Source organism: Pseudazoarcus sp. NS20 (assembly GCF_059703745.1).
This window is the reverse complement of record NZ_BAAKIY010000004.1, coordinates 141,940-157,638: the sequence shown is the minus strand read 5'-3', so window position 1 is coordinate 157,638 and position 15,699 is coordinate 141,940. Positions and strand designations below refer to the sequence as shown.

At 63.6% G+C, this 15,699-nt stretch carries 16 protein-coding genes; 9 read left to right on the top strand and 7 right to left on the bottom strand.

All coding sequences use genetic code 11. From position 1 onward, the window contains the following. The first annotated feature begins 87 nt into the window (after positions 1-87). The 7 genes from flgA (at position 88) to parC (ending at position 7,020) form a co-directional block, all read left to right on the top strand. The gene (gene flgA / locus AC6H0W_RS12480) at positions 88-774 is read left to right on the top strand and encodes a flagellar basal body P-ring formation chaperone FlgA (RefSeq protein WP_497577506.1); all 687 of its coding nucleotides are present in this window, start codon (positions 88-90) and stop codon (positions 772-774) included. A gap of 147 nt (positions 775-921) precedes the next feature. Then, positions 922-1,224 carry a flagellar biosynthesis anti-sigma factor FlgM gene (flgM, locus tag AC6H0W_RS12475; RefSeq protein WP_497577505.1) on the top strand — a complete coding sequence of 101 codons (303 nt, stop codon included), beginning with the start codon at positions 922-924 and terminating at the stop codon, positions 1,222-1,224. After that, entirely contained in the window at positions 1,221-1,694 is a 474-nt protein-coding gene (locus AC6H0W_RS12470; protein WP_497577504.1) for a flagella synthesis protein FlgN, read from the top strand. The genes flgM and AC6H0W_RS12470 overlap by 4 nt, the downstream gene beginning before the upstream one ends. A gap of 237 nt (positions 1,695-1,931) precedes the next feature. Beyond that, positions 1,932-3,905 carry a DNA topoisomerase IV subunit B gene (locus AC6H0W_RS12465; RefSeq protein WP_497577503.1) on the top strand — a complete coding sequence of 658 codons (1,974 nt, stop codon included), beginning with the start codon at positions 1,932-1,934 and terminating at the stop codon, positions 3,903-3,905. Positions 3,906-4,022: 117 nt separating this feature from the next. Next, positions 4,023-4,253 (top strand): type II toxin-antitoxin system antitoxin VapB, encoded by a 231-nt coding sequence (gene vapB, locus AC6H0W_RS12460; protein WP_497577502.1) that lies wholly within the window; start codon positions 4,023-4,025, stop codon positions 4,251-4,253. 5 nt (positions 4,254-4,258) lie between these two features. Continuing rightward, entirely contained in the window at positions 4,259-4,690 is a 432-nt protein-coding gene (gene vapC / locus AC6H0W_RS12455) for a type II toxin-antitoxin system tRNA(fMet)-specific endonuclease VapC (RefSeq protein WP_497577501.1), read from the top strand. Then, positions 4,687-7,020: a DNA topoisomerase IV subunit A gene (parC, locus tag AC6H0W_RS12450; RefSeq protein WP_497577500.1), complete on the top strand. Its 2,334-nt coding sequence runs from the start codon at positions 4,687-4,689 to the stop codon at positions 7,018-7,020. Before vapC ends, parC begins: the two co-directional genes overlap by 4 nt. Before the next feature lie 77 nt (positions 7,021-7,097). On the opposite strand, the gene rpoS is transcribed toward parC, so the two are convergent. The 5 genes from rpoS to AC6H0W_RS12425 all read right to left on the bottom strand — a co-directional run bounded on the left by rpoS (position 7,098) and on the right by AC6H0W_RS12425 (position 11,658). Beyond that, complete coding sequence (rpoS, locus tag AC6H0W_RS12445; RefSeq protein ID WP_497577499.1) at positions 7,098-8,039, bottom strand: RNA polymerase sigma factor RpoS; 942 nt, start codon at positions 8,037-8,039, stop codon at positions 7,098-7,100. Between the two features lie 15 nt (positions 8,040-8,054). Next, entirely contained in the window at positions 8,055-8,948 is an 894-nt protein-coding gene (locus AC6H0W_RS12440; RefSeq protein WP_497577498.1) for a peptidoglycan DD-metalloendopeptidase family protein, read from the bottom strand. Then, the gene (locus AC6H0W_RS12435) at positions 8,945-9,595 is read right to left on the bottom strand and encodes a protein-L-isoaspartate(D-aspartate) O-methyltransferase (protein WP_497577497.1); all 651 of its coding nucleotides are present in this window, start codon (positions 9,593-9,595) and stop codon (positions 8,945-8,947) included. The genes AC6H0W_RS12440 and AC6H0W_RS12435 overlap by 4 nt, the downstream gene beginning before the upstream one ends. 1 nt (position 9,596) lies before the next feature. Next, positions 9,597-10,340, bottom strand: coding sequence for a 5'/3'-nucleotidase SurE (gene surE, locus AC6H0W_RS12430; RefSeq protein ID WP_497577496.1), 744 nt, complete (start codon positions 10,338-10,340; stop codon positions 9,597-9,599). 256 nt (positions 10,341-10,596) lie between these two features. Further along, positions 10,597-11,658, bottom strand: a complete 1,062-nt coding sequence (locus tag AC6H0W_RS12425; RefSeq protein WP_497577495.1) for a porin — start codon at positions 11,656-11,658, stop codon at positions 10,597-10,599. Positions 11,659-12,777: 1,119 nt separating this feature from the next. On the opposite strand from AC6H0W_RS12425, the gene AC6H0W_RS12420 reads away from it, so the two are divergent. Together AC6H0W_RS12420 and murI are read left to right on the top strand one after the other, a co-directional pair. Next, the gene (locus tag AC6H0W_RS12420; RefSeq protein ID WP_497577494.1) at positions 12,778-12,987 is read left to right on the top strand and encodes a cold-shock protein; all 210 of its coding nucleotides are present in this window, start codon (positions 12,778-12,780) and stop codon (positions 12,985-12,987) included. A gap of 433 nt (positions 12,988-13,420) precedes the next feature. Beyond that, positions 13,421-14,230 (top strand): glutamate racemase, encoded by an 810-nt coding sequence (murI, locus tag AC6H0W_RS12415; RefSeq protein WP_497577493.1) that lies wholly within the window; start codon positions 13,421-13,423, stop codon positions 14,228-14,230. A 192-nt stretch (positions 14,231-14,422) separates the two neighbouring features. Here the strand turns inward: murI and AC6H0W_RS12410 are convergent, their stop codons facing one another. Both AC6H0W_RS12410 and AC6H0W_RS12405 read right to left on the bottom strand, forming a co-directional pair. Beyond that, on the bottom strand, positions 14,423-15,274 hold the full coding sequence (locus AC6H0W_RS12410; protein ID WP_497577492.1) for a sulfurtransferase: 852 nt from the start codon (positions 15,272-15,274) through the stop codon (positions 14,423-14,425). Continuing rightward, on the bottom strand, positions 15,271-15,633 hold the full coding sequence (locus tag AC6H0W_RS12405) for a SpoIIAA family protein (protein WP_497577491.1): 363 nt from the start codon (positions 15,631-15,633) through the stop codon (positions 15,271-15,273). Before AC6H0W_RS12405 ends, AC6H0W_RS12410 begins: the two co-directional genes overlap by 4 nt. Between the last annotated feature and the right edge of the window lie 66 nt (positions 15,634-15,699).

Sequence of the window (15,699 nt, the reverse complement as noted above, 5' to 3'; positions counted from 1 at the left end):
CACAGGCGGCAGAACTTGCCGCTCCACGGCACCCCCATGCGCGGCAAGCGCCTTGCCCATGCGCGCCGGGCGTGCTGGAATGCCGCCATGCTTCGCAAACTCCACGTCCTCTTGATCGCGCTGTGCGCGGCCTCTCTGCCCGCCGCCGCACAGCAAGCAGCCGAGCCGGTCGAAGCTGCCGCCCACGCACTGCTCGAACGCGAAACCGCCGGCCTGCCAGGCCGCAGCGCAATCACGCTGGGGCAACTCGACCCCGCCAATCGCCTGCCCCCTTGCGCCGATCTGCGCGCGTTCCTGCCCAGCGGCACGCGCGCCTGGGGCAACATCAACATCGGTGTGCGCTGTGATTCGCCGGTGGTGTGGACGGTGTATCTGCCCGCCCGCGTGTCGGTATTCACCGATTACCTTGTCACCCGCAACGCGCTACGCCCCGGCCAGATCATCGGGCCGAACGACGTCGCCCTCGAAGAAGGCGACCTTGCCGCCCTGCCGCCCGGCACGCTGACCGACCCGTCCCGCGCCATCGGCGTCCATGCGCGCCAGGCAATTGCCTCCGGCCAGCCGTTGCGCATGGATCAGTTGCGCCTGCCGCCGGCCGTCGAACAAGGCCAGATCGTGCGTGTGGTCGGCAGTGGCACCGGCTTCAACGTGGCCGCCGAGGGGCGTGCAATGAATCGCGCAGGTGACGGTGAATCCGTGCGTGTGCGCCTCACCAACGGGCAGATCGTCACCGGCACGGCGCGCGCCGGCGGCGTCGTGGAAATGCGCTTCTGAGCGAAAACGTGCGATCATCGCCGGCAGCGCGGGCGACGGCACCGCGGGCGCCTCGCAGCGCCAACGAATTAATTCGCTAAAGTTTTTCGCTGGATGGCCGTCTACTCCTATCAGGAGACCCTCAAGGGCTGCATTTGGAGCATTGACGTGAAAATCGAAGGAACCAGCAAAGGTCTGCTTCCGCCGCAAACGGGCGAGAGCCGCACCCGCAACACCCCCCAGCAACCGGCCACGTCCGGTTCGCCTGCATCCACCGTCGAGATTTCCTCGATGTCGCCCAGCCTCGCGCGCGCCGAAGCCTCCATGGCTTCCACGCCGGTGGTCAATCAGGCGCGCGTCGACGAGATCCGCCAGGCCATTCAGGACGGGCGCTTCAAGATCGACGCCAACCGCATTGCCGATGGCCTGCTCGACAGCGTGCGTGAAATGCTCGGCCGCGAGAAAGCATGATTTCACCCACTGCACGCACTCGTTTCGCCCACGCCGTCGAGAATGAACTCGCGGTGCTTGAGCGCTTCGAGAAGCTGCTGCAGCGTGAGCAAGCCCTTCTCGTTGCAGGCGACACCGAGGCGCTGATCGCATTGACGCCGCAAAAGACCGAACTGCAACAACAACTCCAACGTCAGCATGATCAGCTCGTGCAATTGCTCGGGCATGAACGCATCGCCATCAATGCCGACGCCGTTCGCAGCTTCTGCCAGGGCCTGCCCGAAACCGGCGCGCGTTGGGAGCGCATTCTCGAGCTCGGCGCCGAGGTCCAGGCACTGAACGAACTCAATGGCAAGCTCATCCTCGAGCGCATGCAGAACAACCAGGCAGCGCTCACCGCCCTGCTGTCCGCCGCGGGCCAGCCCGCCCTGTACGACGCCGAAGGCGCCGCCCGCCCGACTGGGCGCGGCCGTCACCTCGGCAGCGCCTGAACCACACCTCCAACTCGTTTTGCCGCTTGCGGTAGGCACCCGCCCCTTGCAGCGGTTATGCTTGTGCGCCGCCACACGCCTTGCCTGAACTCGCCTCAGCGCTCTCCGCCGGCGATGTATTGCAAGGCCGCAACGCAGCACACCTGGAGGCCGGCACGGGGCGAGCACCGCGCAACACGCGCGACTCGCCCCGGCAGCAATTTGTTCAGCGTTTTCCCACGGAGCACCTGCGCACTCATGACAGGCAAGACCTACGACGAATCTTCGTTCCGCGTTCTCAAGGGCCTTGAGCCGGTCCGCGAGCGTCCGGGCATGTACACCCGCACCGACTCGCCTGCCCACATCGTTCAGGAAATCATCGACAACGCCGCCGATGAGGCACTGGGCGGCTTCGCGAAGAAGATCCACGTCACCTTGCACCTGGATGGCTCCGTCACCGTGGCCGATGACGGCCGCGGCATCCCCGTCGGCCTGCACCCTGAAGAAGGCGTGCCGGTAGTCGTGCTGGCGTACACGCGACTGCACGCCGGCGGCAAGTTCGACAAGCGCGAGGGCAACAGCGCCTACGCGTTCTCGGGCGGTCTGCACGGTGTCGGCGTGGCCGTGACCAACGCGCTGTCGACGCGCATCGAGGTCGAGGTCAAACGCGAAGGCAAGATTCATCGCATCGACTTCAGTGAGGGCGGCGAGCACATCGGCGACATCCGCATCGAAGGCGACTGCGGGCGCCAGAGCGGCACCCGCGTGCGCGTGTGGCCTGACCCCAAATACTTCGAAGCCCCGCGCGTGCCACTGGGCGAACTCGAACGCCTGCTGCGCAGCAAGGCCGTGCTGCTGCCCGGCGTCTCGGTGCGCCTCGACACCGAACAAGCCAGCGGCCCGGCGCGCACCAAGACTTGGAGCTACCCCGAAGGGCTGGCCGGTTACCTGCGCGAACTGGCGGGCGATACCGAACCTGTGGCGCCCATCTATCACGCAGAAAGCTACGCCGGCAAAGACGACCCCAGCTACGCAGTGGGCGAAGGCGCGGCTTGGGCCATCGCCTGGCTGGAACAGGCCGTGCCCAGCGAATCCTATGTAAACCTCATCCCCACGGTGGCCGGCGGCACGCATGAATCGGGGCTGCGCGCGGGCGTGTTTGAAGCCGTCAAATCCTTCATCGACCACCACGCCTTGCTGCCACGCGGCGTAAAGCTGCAGCAAGAGGACGTGTGCGGGCGCATGAGCTTCGTGCTCTCCGCTCGCCTGCTTGACCCTCAGTTCCAGGGACAGGTGAAGGAAAAGCTCAACTCGCGCGAGGCCGTGAAGCTCGTCTCGACGCAGATTCGCGACCCCTTCGAGATCTGGCTCAGCAACCACGTCGAAGCCGGCCGTGCGATTGCCGAGCTGTCGATCAAGCAGGCGCTGGCACGCCAGAAAAACGCTCAGAAGGTCGAGAAGAAAAAGACCTCTGGCGTGGCCGTGCTGCCGGGCAAGCTGTCCGACTGCGAATCCGAAGACATCACCCAGAACGAACTCTTTCTGGTCGAAGGCGATTCGGCCGGCGGCTCGGCCAAAATGGCCCGCAACAAAGAAACCCAGGCCATCCTGCCGCTGCGCGGCAAGGTGCAGAACGCCTGGGAGATCGACCCCGACCGCCTGCTCGCCAACAACGAGATTCACGACATCGCCGTGGCGCTCGGCGTAGATGCCCACAGCGCCGACAGCACGCCGGACCTGTCCGGCCTGCGCTACGGCAAGGTGGTGATCATGTCAGACGCCGACGTCGACGGCGCCCATATCCAGACGCTGTTACTGACGCTGTTCTTCCGCCACTTCCCGAAGCTCATCGAGCGCGGCCACGTGTATATCGCCCAGCCGCCGCTGTATCGCGTCGACGTGCCCGCCCAAGGCAAGAAACGCCCGGCACGACGTCTGTACGCACTCGACGACGGCGAGCTCACCGCCATCCGCGACCGCGTGGTGCAAGAGGGCGTCAAGCTCGACGCCCTCGAAGTCGGCCGATTCAAAGGCCTGGGCGAGATGAACCCCGAGCAATTGCGCGAAACCACCATGGACCCGGCCACCCGCCGGGTGCTGCCGGTGCACGTGCGCCCCGGCGCCTTCGACGACACGCTGAAAATGTTCACCCTGCTCATGGGCAAGGGCGAGGCCTCCGGCCGCCGCGCGTGGATGGAAGAAAAAGGCGACAGCGTCGAGGCGGATGTATAGCGCCGACATCGCAATTCGCTGACCTCATCACGACCGTCCCCCCTCACGGCGCAACGATACCTACTCACGATACATCTCAAGGTTTATACTCAGTCCCACACTCATCGGGAGGCTGCCATGGATACTGCCAAGCTCTTCGTCACAGGCCGCAGCCAGGCCGTACGCCTGCCCAAGGAGTTCCGCTTCGAAGGCAATGAGGTGTTCATCAAACGCGTCGGTGATGCGGTCGTGCTGCTGCCCCGTCATGGCTGGGGCACCCTTTTTTCAGCGCTTGATCAATTCGAGTCCGATTTCCGCATCGAACGCGAACAGCCTTCGCAAGCCGAGCGCGAGGCGCTGCTGCCGTGAGGTTGATGCTCGATACCAACATCTGCATTTACCTGATCAACCAGCGTCCACCAAACGTCCGCCCCCACTTCGAGCAACACCCTGTCGGAGAAATCGGCATCTCCGTCATCACGGCGTGTGAACTTGCCTTCGGAGTCGCCAAGACCGGCTCTGCACGCAATCGCGCAGCGCTGGAAACCTTCCTGCTCCCACTCCAGATTGCCCCCTTCGACGACACCGTGATCTGGCGCTACGCGCAACTGCGCGCAGAACTTCAGCGCAGCGGAAAACTGATCGGCGCGCTGGACATGCAGATCGCCGCCCACGCGCTGCAACTGGGCTGTACGCTGGTCACCAACAACACCCGCGAATTCGAACGCATCCCAGGCCTTTCGCTGGAGAACTGGGCTCTGCCGATGATTAACGAACCGCCCGCTTCCTATATTTCCGCCACATGACCGATCACACCGACGAACTCCTCGACCCAACGCCCCCCGCCCCGCCGGAAGAGCCCCCCGTGCAGGAGCTCGGTGACGACGCGCTGCCGCTTGATCGCTTCGCTGAGCAGGCCTATCTGGCCTACGCCATGAGCGTGGTGCGCTCGCGGGCGCTGCCGCAGGTCGAAGACGGCCTTAAGCCCGTGCAGCGACGCATCCTGTACGCAATGAACGAAATGCGCCTGTCAGCCACCTCCAAGCACGTCAAATCGGCGCGTGTGGTGGGTGACGTCATCGGCAAATACCACCCGCACGGCGATTCGTCGGTGTACGACGCCATGGTGCGCGTCGCACAGGATTTCTCGCTGCGCTACCCGCTGGTCGATGGCCAGGGCAACTTCGGCTCGCGTGACGGCGATTCGGCTGCGGCCATGCGCTACACCGAATGCCGCCTCACGCCGATTGCCGATCTGCTGCTGTCCGAGATCGACCGCGGCACGGTCGACTTCCTGCCCAACTACGACGGCGCTTTCCATGAGCCGCAGTTTTTGCCGGCGCGCCTGCCCTTCGTGCTGCTCAACGGCGCCTCCGGCATCGCGGTGGGCATGGCCACCGAGATCCCGCCGCACAACCTCACCGAAGTCGCCGAAGCCGCCTGCGAGTTGATCCGCAACCCCGACGCGGGGCTGGACGATGTGCTCAAGCTGCTCCCCGGCCCCGACTACCCCGGCGGCGGGCAGATCATCTCGTCGCCAGAAACCATCCGCGACGCATACGCCTCCGGCCGTGGCAGCCTGCGCCTGCGCGCCCGCTGGCATTTCGAAGAGCTCGCGCGCGGCCAGTGGCGCGTCATCGTCGATGAACTGCCGCAGGGTGTGTCCACCGCGCAGGTGTTGTCGGAAATCGAGACGCTCACAAACCCTCAGCCGCGTGCCGGCAAGAAAGACGTCTCGCAAGAGCAGAAGAACCTCAAGCAACTGGTGCTCGGCGCGGTCGAGTCCGTCCGTGACGAATCGAGCGACAAGGCGCCGGTGCGCCTCGTGCTGGAGCCGCGTTCCAGCCGCATCGACCGTGACGAGTTCATGGCCATCCTGCTCGCGCATACTGCGCTGGAGACGTCGAGCTCGATCAACATGACCATGATCGGCCGCGACGGTCGCCCGCAGCAGAAGAACCTCGTGCAGGTGCTGCGCGAATGGATCGACTTCCGCTACGTCACCGTCGAGCGCCGCACGCGGCACCGCTTGAGCGAAGTCGACCGGCGCATCCACATCCTCGAAGGCCGCATGATCGCCTACCTCAACATTGAGGAAGTGATCCGCGTCATCCGCGAATCGGATGAACCCAAACCGGCGCTGATCGAAGCCTTCGGCCTTACCGAAGTGCAAGCCGAAGACATCCTCGAAATCCGCCTGCGCCAGCTCGCACGCCTCGAAGGCATCCGCATCGAGAAAGAGCTGAACGAGCTGCGCGAAGAGCGCGAAGGTCTACAGACCCTGCTCGACAGCCGCAGCGCGATGACCCGCCTGATTCTCAAGGAAATCCGCGAAGACACGAAAAAATACGGCGACGAGCGCCGCACCGTGATCGAAGCCGTCGCCGCTGTCGCGCCGGCCGAAATCAGCGTGCCGGACGAGCCGGTCACCGTCGTCGTATCCCACAACGGCTGGGTACGCGCACGCCAGGGGCACGGCATCGACCCCGCCACCATCTCGTACAAGGCCGGCGACCACGCCTTTGCCGTTATCGAGACACGCACGGTGTGGCCGCTGATCGTGATCGACACCAAGGGCCGCGCCTATACGGTGAAGGTTTCGGACCTCCCCGGCGGGCGCGGCGATGGCACCCCCATCACCACCCTCGTCGAATTCCAGGATGGCGCCAAGCTCGCGCGGCTCGTGTCTGCCGCACCCGAAACCAGCTGGCTCTTCGCAAACTCCGGCGGCTACGGCTTCATCTGCACCGTCGGCGACGCCAGCAGCCGCCAACGTGCCGGCAAGGCCTTCATGACGCTGGAGAAAGGCGACAAGGTGCTCGAGCCCGCCCCGGTGCTGGGGGACTGGATCGCCTCGGTTTCCGAGAACGGCCGCATCCTGGTGTTCGGCCGCAGCGAAATGAAAGTGCAGGCCGGCGGGCGCGGCGTGATCGTGATGGGCCTCGACGAAGGCGAGTCACTCGCGGCCGTGGCCGTGCCTGCAGCCGACGCCTCGCTGACCGTCGTCGGCACCGGGCGTGGCGGCAAGACCACTGAACTGGAAATCAAACCTGGCCAGATCGAAGGGCTACGCTTCCGCCGCGCGCGCAAGGGCAACGTGCTGAACCGCAACCTGCGGCCCATTGCACTTCGCTGACGTCACAATTCGCTGCGAGCATCACGGCCTACCGCCCTAAACGCAAAACGCCGCGATTCGCGGCGTTTCTGCTTTCGCTACAGCAGCACTTCCGGAGGGATTCCCCGTCGCTTGATCGACTGGCGCAACTGCCCCAGCGCTTCCAACTGAATCTGCCGCACGCGCTCTCGCGTCAAGCCAAGCTGCGCTGCCAGCTCTTCCAGCGTCATGATCTCGCACTCGCCGATGCCGTAGCGGTGGCGGATCACCGTGCGCTGCTTCTCCGTGAGCTTGCCGATCCAGTCACGCACCAGGTCTTCGACCTCGTGACCCTGGATCGCCAGATCGGGGGGGTTGGCCTGATCGTCGGCCAGTGACTCGCCGATTGACAGGCTAGGGTCGATATCCAGCGGAGCATCGAGCGAGGCGGTGTGTTCGCCAAGCGTCAGCAGGCCACGCACCTCATCAACACTTTTTCCTGTGGCCTCTGAAACCTCTTCCAGCGTGAACTCACCGTTCCCCAGAGCCGCCAGCTTGCGCTGGGCACGCAGCACCTGGTTGAGCTCCTTCACAACGTGCACGGGCAGGCGAATGGTGCGCGACTGGTTCATGATCGCGCGCTCGATGTTCTGGCGAATCCACCACGTCGCGTAGGTCGAGAAACGGAAGCCGCGCTCGGGGTCGAACTTCTCCAGAGCGTGCATCAGGCCGAGGTTGCCCTCCTCGACCAGATCAAGCAGCGGAATGCCGCGATTGAGGTAATGCTTGGCGATGTTCACAACGAGGCGCAGATTGCGCTCGATCATGATCTGGCGGGCTTCGAAATCGCCGGTTTTGACGCGGCGCGTGAGCACGCCCTCTTCCTCTGCCGTCAGCAGAGGGTTGGCACCGATTTCATTGAGGTAAATCTGGGTGACGTCGCTGAGAAACTCGTTCTCGGCAACTGCGCGAGCAGCCGGTTCGCCGACGACTTCGACCTCGGGCGGCTGATCCGGCTCGTTTACAACGTCTTCCTCGTCGTCATCGGCCGGATCGTACATGCCACCTCCGTCGTGTCAGCGCGCCTGCAGATACTGCATCGGATCAACCGGGCGACCCTGCCTGCGAATCTCGAAGTGCAGCTTGGGTCGATCGGTATCGGTACTGCCCATCTCGGCGATCTTCTGCCCTTGCGTAACCTTGTCACCCTCTTTCACCAGCAGGGTCTGGTTGTGCGCGTAGGCGGTGTAGTAATCGCCGTCGTGGTTGATGATGACCAGTTTTCCATAGCCACGCAAGCCGCTGCCAGAGTAGGCCACGCTGCCGGCTGCGGAGGCCACCACCGGGTCGCCCGGCTTGCCGGAGATGTCGATACCCTTATTCCCCGACTCGTCGAACTTATCGATGATCTGGCCACTTGCGGGCCACATCCAGGCCACCGGCTTGGACGGATCGGGCTTGGCCGGGGCGGGGATGGGTTCGGTCGGCTGGGCCGGCGCAGCCCCCTGTGCACTCGGGTTGACCGCTGCCCAGGCTTGATCCGAGAACGGCACCGTGCCGCCAATGGGCTCATTGATCTGCGACGGCGCTCCCGCCACGGGGCCGCCCAGATCGCCGCTCATGTCGATCGGCTGGATCACCACGCCGCCGTCAGCAGGCAGAGCCGCGGTGGCATCCGGCGGAGCGATCACCAGACGCTGCCCCACGCGAATCTGGTTGGGGTCGGTGAGGTTGTTCAAACGCACGAGGTCGGCAACGCTGCGGTTGTAGGTGCGACTGATGCCGAGCAGGGTCTCACCCGGCCGCACCACGTGATACGTGCCATCCGGCGAAGCAGGCTGGGTGGTGTGGCCCGGCGGGCCACTACGCACCGGCGCGGGAGTCTGCGAAAGACAACCCGTCAGCACGACCGCCGAAGCGAGCAGACCGAGCAGACTCGGCAAACGATACGCAGTATTCAAATTATTCATTCCAATCCTTCCAGCAAAGGCACGAAGCGAACACCTTCATGCCGGCTCAGCTTGAATCCGTCGCGCCCGCGCTCGATCATCACGAGCGACTGTTCAGCGCCATTGCCCACCGGCACGAGCAAACGGCCGCCGGGCGCCAATTGATCTTTCAGAGCCTGCGGCACGTCACGCGCCGCCGCCGCTACGATGATGGTGTCGAAGGGCGCCGCCTCTGGCAAGCCCATTCCACCATCAGCATGTTTCAACCTCAGGTTCGCCCGCCGCAACGGCCGCAGATTCTCCTTTGCCCGCTCAAGCAGCGGCCGGATGCGCTCCACCGCGAACACTTCGCTGGCCAGAAACGACAGCACGGCAGCTTGGTAACCACACCCTGCACCGACCTCCAATGTGCGCCCAAGTTCGCGCCCCGTGCGCAACATCTCGATCATGCGCGCCACCACATAGGGCTGCGAGATGGTCTGCTGGAAGCCGATCGGCAGGGGCGTGTCGTCATACACGCTGAACGACAGCCCTTTGTCCACGAACGCCGCGCGCGGCACGCGCAGCATCGCCTCAAGCACTTTCTCGTCGCGAATGCCTTGCTGTCGCAAGCGCTCGATCATGCGCGCAAGTGCGCGGTTACCAGCCGGATGCCCCTGCAAACCCATGTCAGGCTTCCAGCCACTCGACCACGGCCGGCATCTGGCCGTTGTGGGTCAGATCCATGCGCAGCGGCGTAACCGACACGAAGCCTTGCTCGACCGCATTGAAGTCGGTGCCTGCTCCCGCGTCGGCCGCCTTGCCGGCAGGGCCGATCCAATACACGGTCTCGCCCCGCGGATTATTGCCGCGAATCACCGGCTCGGCCTTGTGGCGTTTGCCAAGGCGCGTCACGCAGGTGCCGCGGATGGATTCAAAGGGCACGTCGGGAATATTCACGTTCAACAACACCGGCTCACGGAACGGTGTGGCAATGAAACGCGCCACCAGATCGCGCGCCACCCGCGCAGCCGCACGAAAATCAGTAGCCGAATGGCTGGCCAGTGAAAACGCAATGGACGGCACACCCAGCAAAAAGCCTTCGGTGGCTGCCGCCACAGTGCCGGAATAAATCGTGTCGTCGCCCATGTTGGCGCCGTGATTGATGCCGGACACAACCATGTCCGGCAGGTGATCGAGCATGCCCGTGACCGCCAGATGCACGCAGTCGGTGGGGGTGCCATTCACGAAATGAAAACCGTTCGCCGCACGGCGCAGTGACAACGGGCGATCCAGCGTCAGCGAATTACTCGCGCCACTGCGATCCCGCTCCGGGGCAACCACGGTGATGTCACCAAGCTCATGCAGCGCATCGGCAAGCGCGGCCAGTCCGGGAGCGAAGTAGCCGTCGTCGTTGCTGATGAGAATGCGCATGGGAAAAATGCGGTGCGCCGCAGCGCACGCCTTGATGATTCTGCAGCCGAAGAGTCTAGCACAGCCAGCCGCGACGACCTTCGCCTCCCGGCCTGTGCCCGTTCAATTTACACATGCCACCGGCTCACCCGCGTCGGCCGACACGCCGCAAAACATAAACACTGGCATGTCGCAGCCCCAGAGCCAAAACGGAAAATTCCAGACAAAAAAACGGGCACCGAAGTGCCCGTTTCTGCTTCAAACCGTCAGGAGACGATTAGAAGGCGTGACGCAGACCGACAGCCATACCGCTGGTGAAGCGAGCAGTACCGCCATTGACCGGATCAGTTTCCGTAGTGCCGCTCACACCGTAGAAGCCATCACCCGCGCTGTTGGTCTTGACTTTGGCGTAGGTAGCATAGACAGCAGTGCGCTTGGACAGGCTGTGCAGATAGCCGACGGTGTACTGCTGGGCCTTGCGGTCGGAAGCACCCGAGAAGTCCGCCTTGGTACGAGCGTAGGAGGCCAGAACTTTGCCGCGCTCACCCACCGGGATCACAGCACCCAGCAGCCAGCTCTTGGATTTATCAAGAGCCACAGCAGTGTCGTCGTTCTTGGTCTGGCTATAGCCCAGGCTCAGGTCGACCACGCCGAAATCGTAGCTACCGCCGAGGTTGTAGCGCTTGATATCGTCGTCGCTATAACGCTCGTAGGCACCACCAACGGTCAGCGGACCGTTCTTGTAAACCGGGGTGATGCTCCAGCCACGGCTATTCGCATCGCCAGTACCTTTGACGCGAGCAGCTTCGTCACCGTCGACGTTGCGGGAGTAGGCACCGCTCACGGTCAAGCCGCCGAACGACGGGGTGCGGTACATCACTGCGTTGTCGTAACGACTGGTCTGGGAAACAACGTTCTGGTTGCTACCGAAGCCGGTGGCGCCGAACGGATCCAAGCCGGTCCAGAAAGCACGGGACGGGTTGAAGTCACGACCCAGCCACACGCGGCCGAAACCACCTTCCAGACCCAAGAACGCTTGACGATCAGAGGCTGACAGGTCGGAGCTACGATCCGGGTTCAGTTGGTTCTCGATCGTGAAGAAGGCTTTCAGGCCGTTGCCCAAGTCTTCCGTACCACGGAAGCCGAGACGGCTGGTGGCGCTCTGGCTGCTATCGACGCCGCTGCGGTTCTTCAGACCACGGTGAGCGCCGCTTTCCTGGCTACTGGACTGGTGCGTGAAGCCCAGATCCATGATGCCGTAGATCTGCACGTTCGACTGGGCGAACGCCGGAGCGGACACGAGGCCAGCAACCGCCAGGGCGATGAGTTTCTTTTGCATTGAAATTCCCCTCTAGATTCAGTTCTAAACCAGCAGCGCTTGCTGGTCGCACTTACCTCTCGTTCGAGAAGCTGGAGCCGATTGTGCTCAAGCGCCGCACGACACAGCAAGCGCAGAAACACTTTCCGCCTGAGTTACAGCCCACACTGTTGCAGACGAACAACAAAGTCGGCCATGCAACCGCTAAAGCGGGCAGTTAAAGGCATTCGAGGCGAGCCCGCCGCTACACACCTTCCGCGCCACGCCAGCTCCCGCGGACACCACCGAGCACTCGCAAGAACTCCGCTCTTATAAGGGCCTGGGTATCGACCGCCTCAAACGCGACTCGGCCACGCCTACCGGCCCAGCCCGTGCAACTGACCCAACGACTCATCGATGGGCGACTTGAGCAGCGCCAACGGAGGCGGCTTGCCGTTCGCGCCTCAAGCTTTATGTAAAGGGAAGCATGTTCGGCAAGACACGCCAGCCGCACGCATCAGGGCTTCAGCCGAAGTTCTGACATCTGCTCTTTGCCTCGTTCTCGCGACCAGAGGGAATTCATACCGGGCATTTGAGCGGCACCACCTCACTACGCAGACTTTAGCGACCGGCCCCTGCGCACCAGCCATTCACCGCGATTCTCGCGGCATCCTGAAAATGCCGCGCATCGAATTGCCGGTGGAGCAACAAGCAGGCTTCCCACGAACAGCGTGGACCGAGCAACAGGACCTTGCCCATGGAGGGCACGGAATGCCGGCTCGAGCCCGCCACGGCACTTCGGCCGCATGTCAGGCACCTTCGCCACCACCCCTCAAGCGCCCGCCCGCCACGAGTCAGCGCAGCCAGCACCGTCAGCCCACCCCGGATGGAAGTTGATGTGCAGCAACGCCTCATTCGGGGACATGGAGCACCACGCTGACGGCATGCGGGAACGCATCCTATGCACTCTACCTGAACACAGGTCAAAAAACCGCTTGTGTTCGCCCACGCGCCCACGCATACTGCGCCCGCGGGTTTTCAAAGTACGACAGCTCTTACGCAGTACCTCGCGGTATACGGTTTGTGCTCCTCGCCTTGATTCTCGTACTACCCGGGCTTTTGCCCACGTTTCATATAAATCATTGCAAGGAAATACATACCATGGCTCAAGGTACCGTTAAGTGGTTCAACGACGCTAAAGGCTTCGGCTTCATTACCCCGGCTGACGGTGGCGAAGACGTCTTCGCTCACTTCTCCGCCATTCAGGGCAACGGCTTCAAGTCGCTGGCCGAAAACCAGAAAGTTTCGTTCGACATCGTCAGCGGCCCGAAAGGCAAGCAGGCAGCGAACATTCAGCGCCTCGACGACTGATTTACGTCGCACGCTGAAGCAGAAAAGCCCGGGTAGCCGGGCTTTTTTACGTTCACACGCGAGGAAATGGGCTGGGTGCATGCACCGGGCGCGCGTGGGCGGGTTGATCCGGATAGCTGCAGGTCGCCGTCGCGCCGATGGCGCAATGCAACAGCAGCAGAGGCGCCGTACCGACCGTAACTGCAAGCATAACGCGGCAATCTGCTGAGGTGCCACGTGCAAGCGCTGCGAGATTGCCGCGTCGCTTCGCTCCTCGCAATGACTAGGATTGAGGCGGGTTGGGTCTGTGCAGCTCGGCGCCCGCTGAAGGCGAAATGCGACGTGGGCGGTCGTGCCTGGCGCGGACGTCGCAATTCGCCTTCGGCTCACCACCACCTACAAGAGCGGGGGTGCCCGCCGCGCGCTAGAATCCTCCCCTTTCTGAAGGGTTCTCATGGCGCAGCATCACGGCCCCATCGGGGTGTTCGATTCGGGTATTGGCGGGCTGACGGTGGTTCGTGCGCTGATGGACCGCCTGCCTTTCGAGAACATCGTGTATTTCGGCGACACCGCCCGCGTGCCGTATGGCATCAAGTCGGTGGACACCATCCGCCGCTTCACCGGCGAGATCACTCGTTTTCTGATGCAGCGCGACGTCAAGATGCTGATCGTGGCCTGCAACACCATGGCCGCCGTGGCCGCCGACGTGGTACGCGAGCATGCCGGAGAGGTGCCGGTGATCGACGTAATCGAAGCCGGCGCGCAGGCGGCGCTGGCTCAGTCGATCACGCGCCGCGTGGGCGTGATCGGCACACCGACCACAATCAACAGCAACGCCTACGCATTGCGGATGCATGCGCTCGACCCGGCCGTAAAAGTCCATTCGTCGGCCTGCCCGCTGTTCGTGCCGCTGGTGGAAGAAGGCTGGCTGGATCACCCGGTGACGCGCATGACGGCACGCGAATACCTCAAACCGGTACTGGCCGAAGAAGTAGACAGTCTGGTGCTGGGCTGCACGCACTACCCCTTGCTCAAGCCCCTGCTCAAGCGCGTGGCCGGCAAAGGCGTGCATCTGGTGGACTCGGCCAGCACCACGGCCGAACTGGCTGCCGAGGACCTGCAGGCGCTTGGGCTGACACGCTCGGCCGGCACGCCCGACCACCGCTTCTACGTGACGGACATACCGCTGCGCTTTCAGACCATCGGGGAACGCTTTCTCGGCCGTGCGTTGGGCAAAGTGGAACGGGTGGATTGGAGCGAGTAATACTGCTCGCGGGCAAGCTTGGCGAGGGCGCCGGAATTCGCTTTGCTCATGGCAGGGGTTGTATGGGGCCTGACGTCGCAATTCGCTGCGCTCATCACGACCTACAAAACCATACCTAAAACGCCTCTGGAGGGCGTAGGTCGCGTTGAGCCAAAGACGAAATGCGACGAGGGCAGTTGCATCGGGCGCCGACTAAGTGCCCCCGGTGGCAACCGGGCGAGACGGATCGGCGCACCATTCGCTCCATGAACCTGGATAGAGACGGGCACCGGCCAACCCGGCGATTTCCATGGCCAGCAGGTTGTGGCACGCGGTAACGCCGGAGCCGCATTGATGTACCGCCTCGGCAGGTGACCGGCCACCCAGCAGGGCTTCGAACTCTGCGCGTAATTCGCTTGCCGGACGGAAGCGACCGTTGGCGAGGTTGTTGCGGAAGAAGCGGTTGATGGCGCCGGGAATATGCCCACCGACGGGGTCGAGCGTTTCGTTCTGACCGGCGAATCGATCCGACGCACGGGCGTCGATCAACACGATTTCATTACGCTTCAACGCGTCCTGCAGCGCCACGGCATCCATCGTGGCACCAAGTCGCCCTGGAAACGGATAGGTGGCGGGCGGCAGCGAACGGGACTGCGCTTCCACCGGAAGGCCCTCAGCTGACCATGCGGGAAAGCCGCCGTCGAGCACCGCCACGCTGCGGTGACCGATCCAACGCAGCATCCACCACAGGCGCACGGCCACGGCAGAGCCTTGCGCATCGTAGGCCACCACGATGTCGTCGGGGGCGATGCCCAAGGCGCCAAGGCGCGCCGCGAACGCTTCTGGCTCGGGCAAGGGGTGACGCCCGTTACGGCCACTCTTTGCGCCTGACAGATCGTCATCAAGGTGCATGAAGATCGCGCCGGGGATATGCGCCTGCCCGAACGCGCGGCGACCGGCATCGAGATCGGCCAGATCATGGCGGCAATCGACGATGCGCAGCCGCGTATCACCGAGAGCCGCCGCCAACTCGGCCGTGCCAATCAACGGACCCGCGAGCTTCACGCCAAGGCCTCGGGCGGCATTTCGAGCCAGCGCTGGGCCTCACCCTCTTCTTCGAACACCTGCACTTCGGCATCGATGAAGATCTGGGTGATCCAGGCACTCCAGCTCATCCACTGACTGTCGGTGAGCACCGCGATGCGACGAAAATCGCGGCGATGCTCGCGCGTGAACTTGAGGTCTTCCCACACCACATCAAGCGTGAAACCGGCCATCTGGCGCAAGTCGATGAACATGTCGACAGGGCCTTCAAAGCGCGCCTTGTAGTTGAAGAGCTCTTCGAACTCCCGGTAATCGCTCAGCGTGAATTCGCCGAACACGGCAATCGAGATCTTCTCGGGGCTGTGATCAATCGTGATCATGGTGGTCTCCACTCGTTGTCGTGAGGACCACTATAGGGCGCCCGGCGCAGGCCGTCGAGAGGCAAG

What these genes read in the sequence shown, in the direction of transcription:
- flgA (WP_497577506.1), top strand. Translation starts at nt 88, where the DNA reads ATGCTTCGCAAACTCCACGTCCTCTTGATCGCGCTGTGCGCGGCCTCT.
- AC6H0W_RS12470 (WP_497577504.1), top strand. Translation starts at nt 1,221, where the DNA reads ATGATTTCACCCACTGCACGCACTCGTTTCGCCCACGCCGTCGAGAAT.
- AC6H0W_RS12465 (WP_497577503.1), top strand. Translation starts at nt 1,932, where the DNA reads ATGACAGGCAAGACCTACGACGAATCTTCGTTCCGCGTTCTCAAGGGC.
- vapB (WP_497577502.1), top strand. Translation starts at nt 4,023, where the DNA reads ATGGATACTGCCAAGCTCTTCGTCACAGGCCGCAGCCAGGCCGTACGC.
- vapC (WP_497577501.1), top strand. Translation starts at nt 4,259, where the DNA reads ATGCTCGATACCAACATCTGCATTTACCTGATCAACCAGCGTCCACCA.
- parC (WP_497577500.1), top strand. Translation starts at nt 4,687, where the DNA reads ATGACCGATCACACCGACGAACTCCTCGACCCAACGCCCCCCGCCCCG.
- rpoS (WP_497577499.1), bottom strand. Translation starts at nt 8,039, where the DNA reads ATGTACGATCCGGCCGATGACGACGAGGAAGACGTTGTAAACGAGCCG.
- AC6H0W_RS12440 (WP_497577498.1), bottom strand. Translation starts at nt 8,948, where the DNA reads ATGAATAATTTGAATACTGCGTATCGTTTGCCGAGTCTGCTCGGTCTG.
- AC6H0W_RS12435 (WP_497577497.1), bottom strand. Translation starts at nt 9,595, where the DNA reads ATGGGTTTGCAGGGGCATCCGGCTGGTAACCGCGCACTTGCGCGCATG.
- surE (WP_497577496.1), bottom strand. Translation starts at nt 10,340, where the DNA reads ATGCGCATTCTCATCAGCAACGACGACGGCTACTTCGCTCCCGGACTG.
- AC6H0W_RS12425 (WP_497577495.1), bottom strand. Translation starts at nt 11,658, where the DNA reads ATGCAAAAGAAACTCATCGCCCTGGCGGTTGCTGGCCTCGTGTCCGCT.
- AC6H0W_RS12420 (WP_497577494.1), top strand. Translation starts at nt 12,778, where the DNA reads ATGGCTCAAGGTACCGTTAAGTGGTTCAACGACGCTAAAGGCTTCGGC.
- murI (WP_497577493.1), top strand. Translation starts at nt 13,421, where the DNA reads ATGGCGCAGCATCACGGCCCCATCGGGGTGTTCGATTCGGGTATTGGC.
- AC6H0W_RS12405 (WP_497577491.1), bottom strand. Translation starts at nt 15,633, where the DNA reads ATGATCACGATTGATCACAGCCCCGAGAAGATCTCGATTGCCGTGTTC.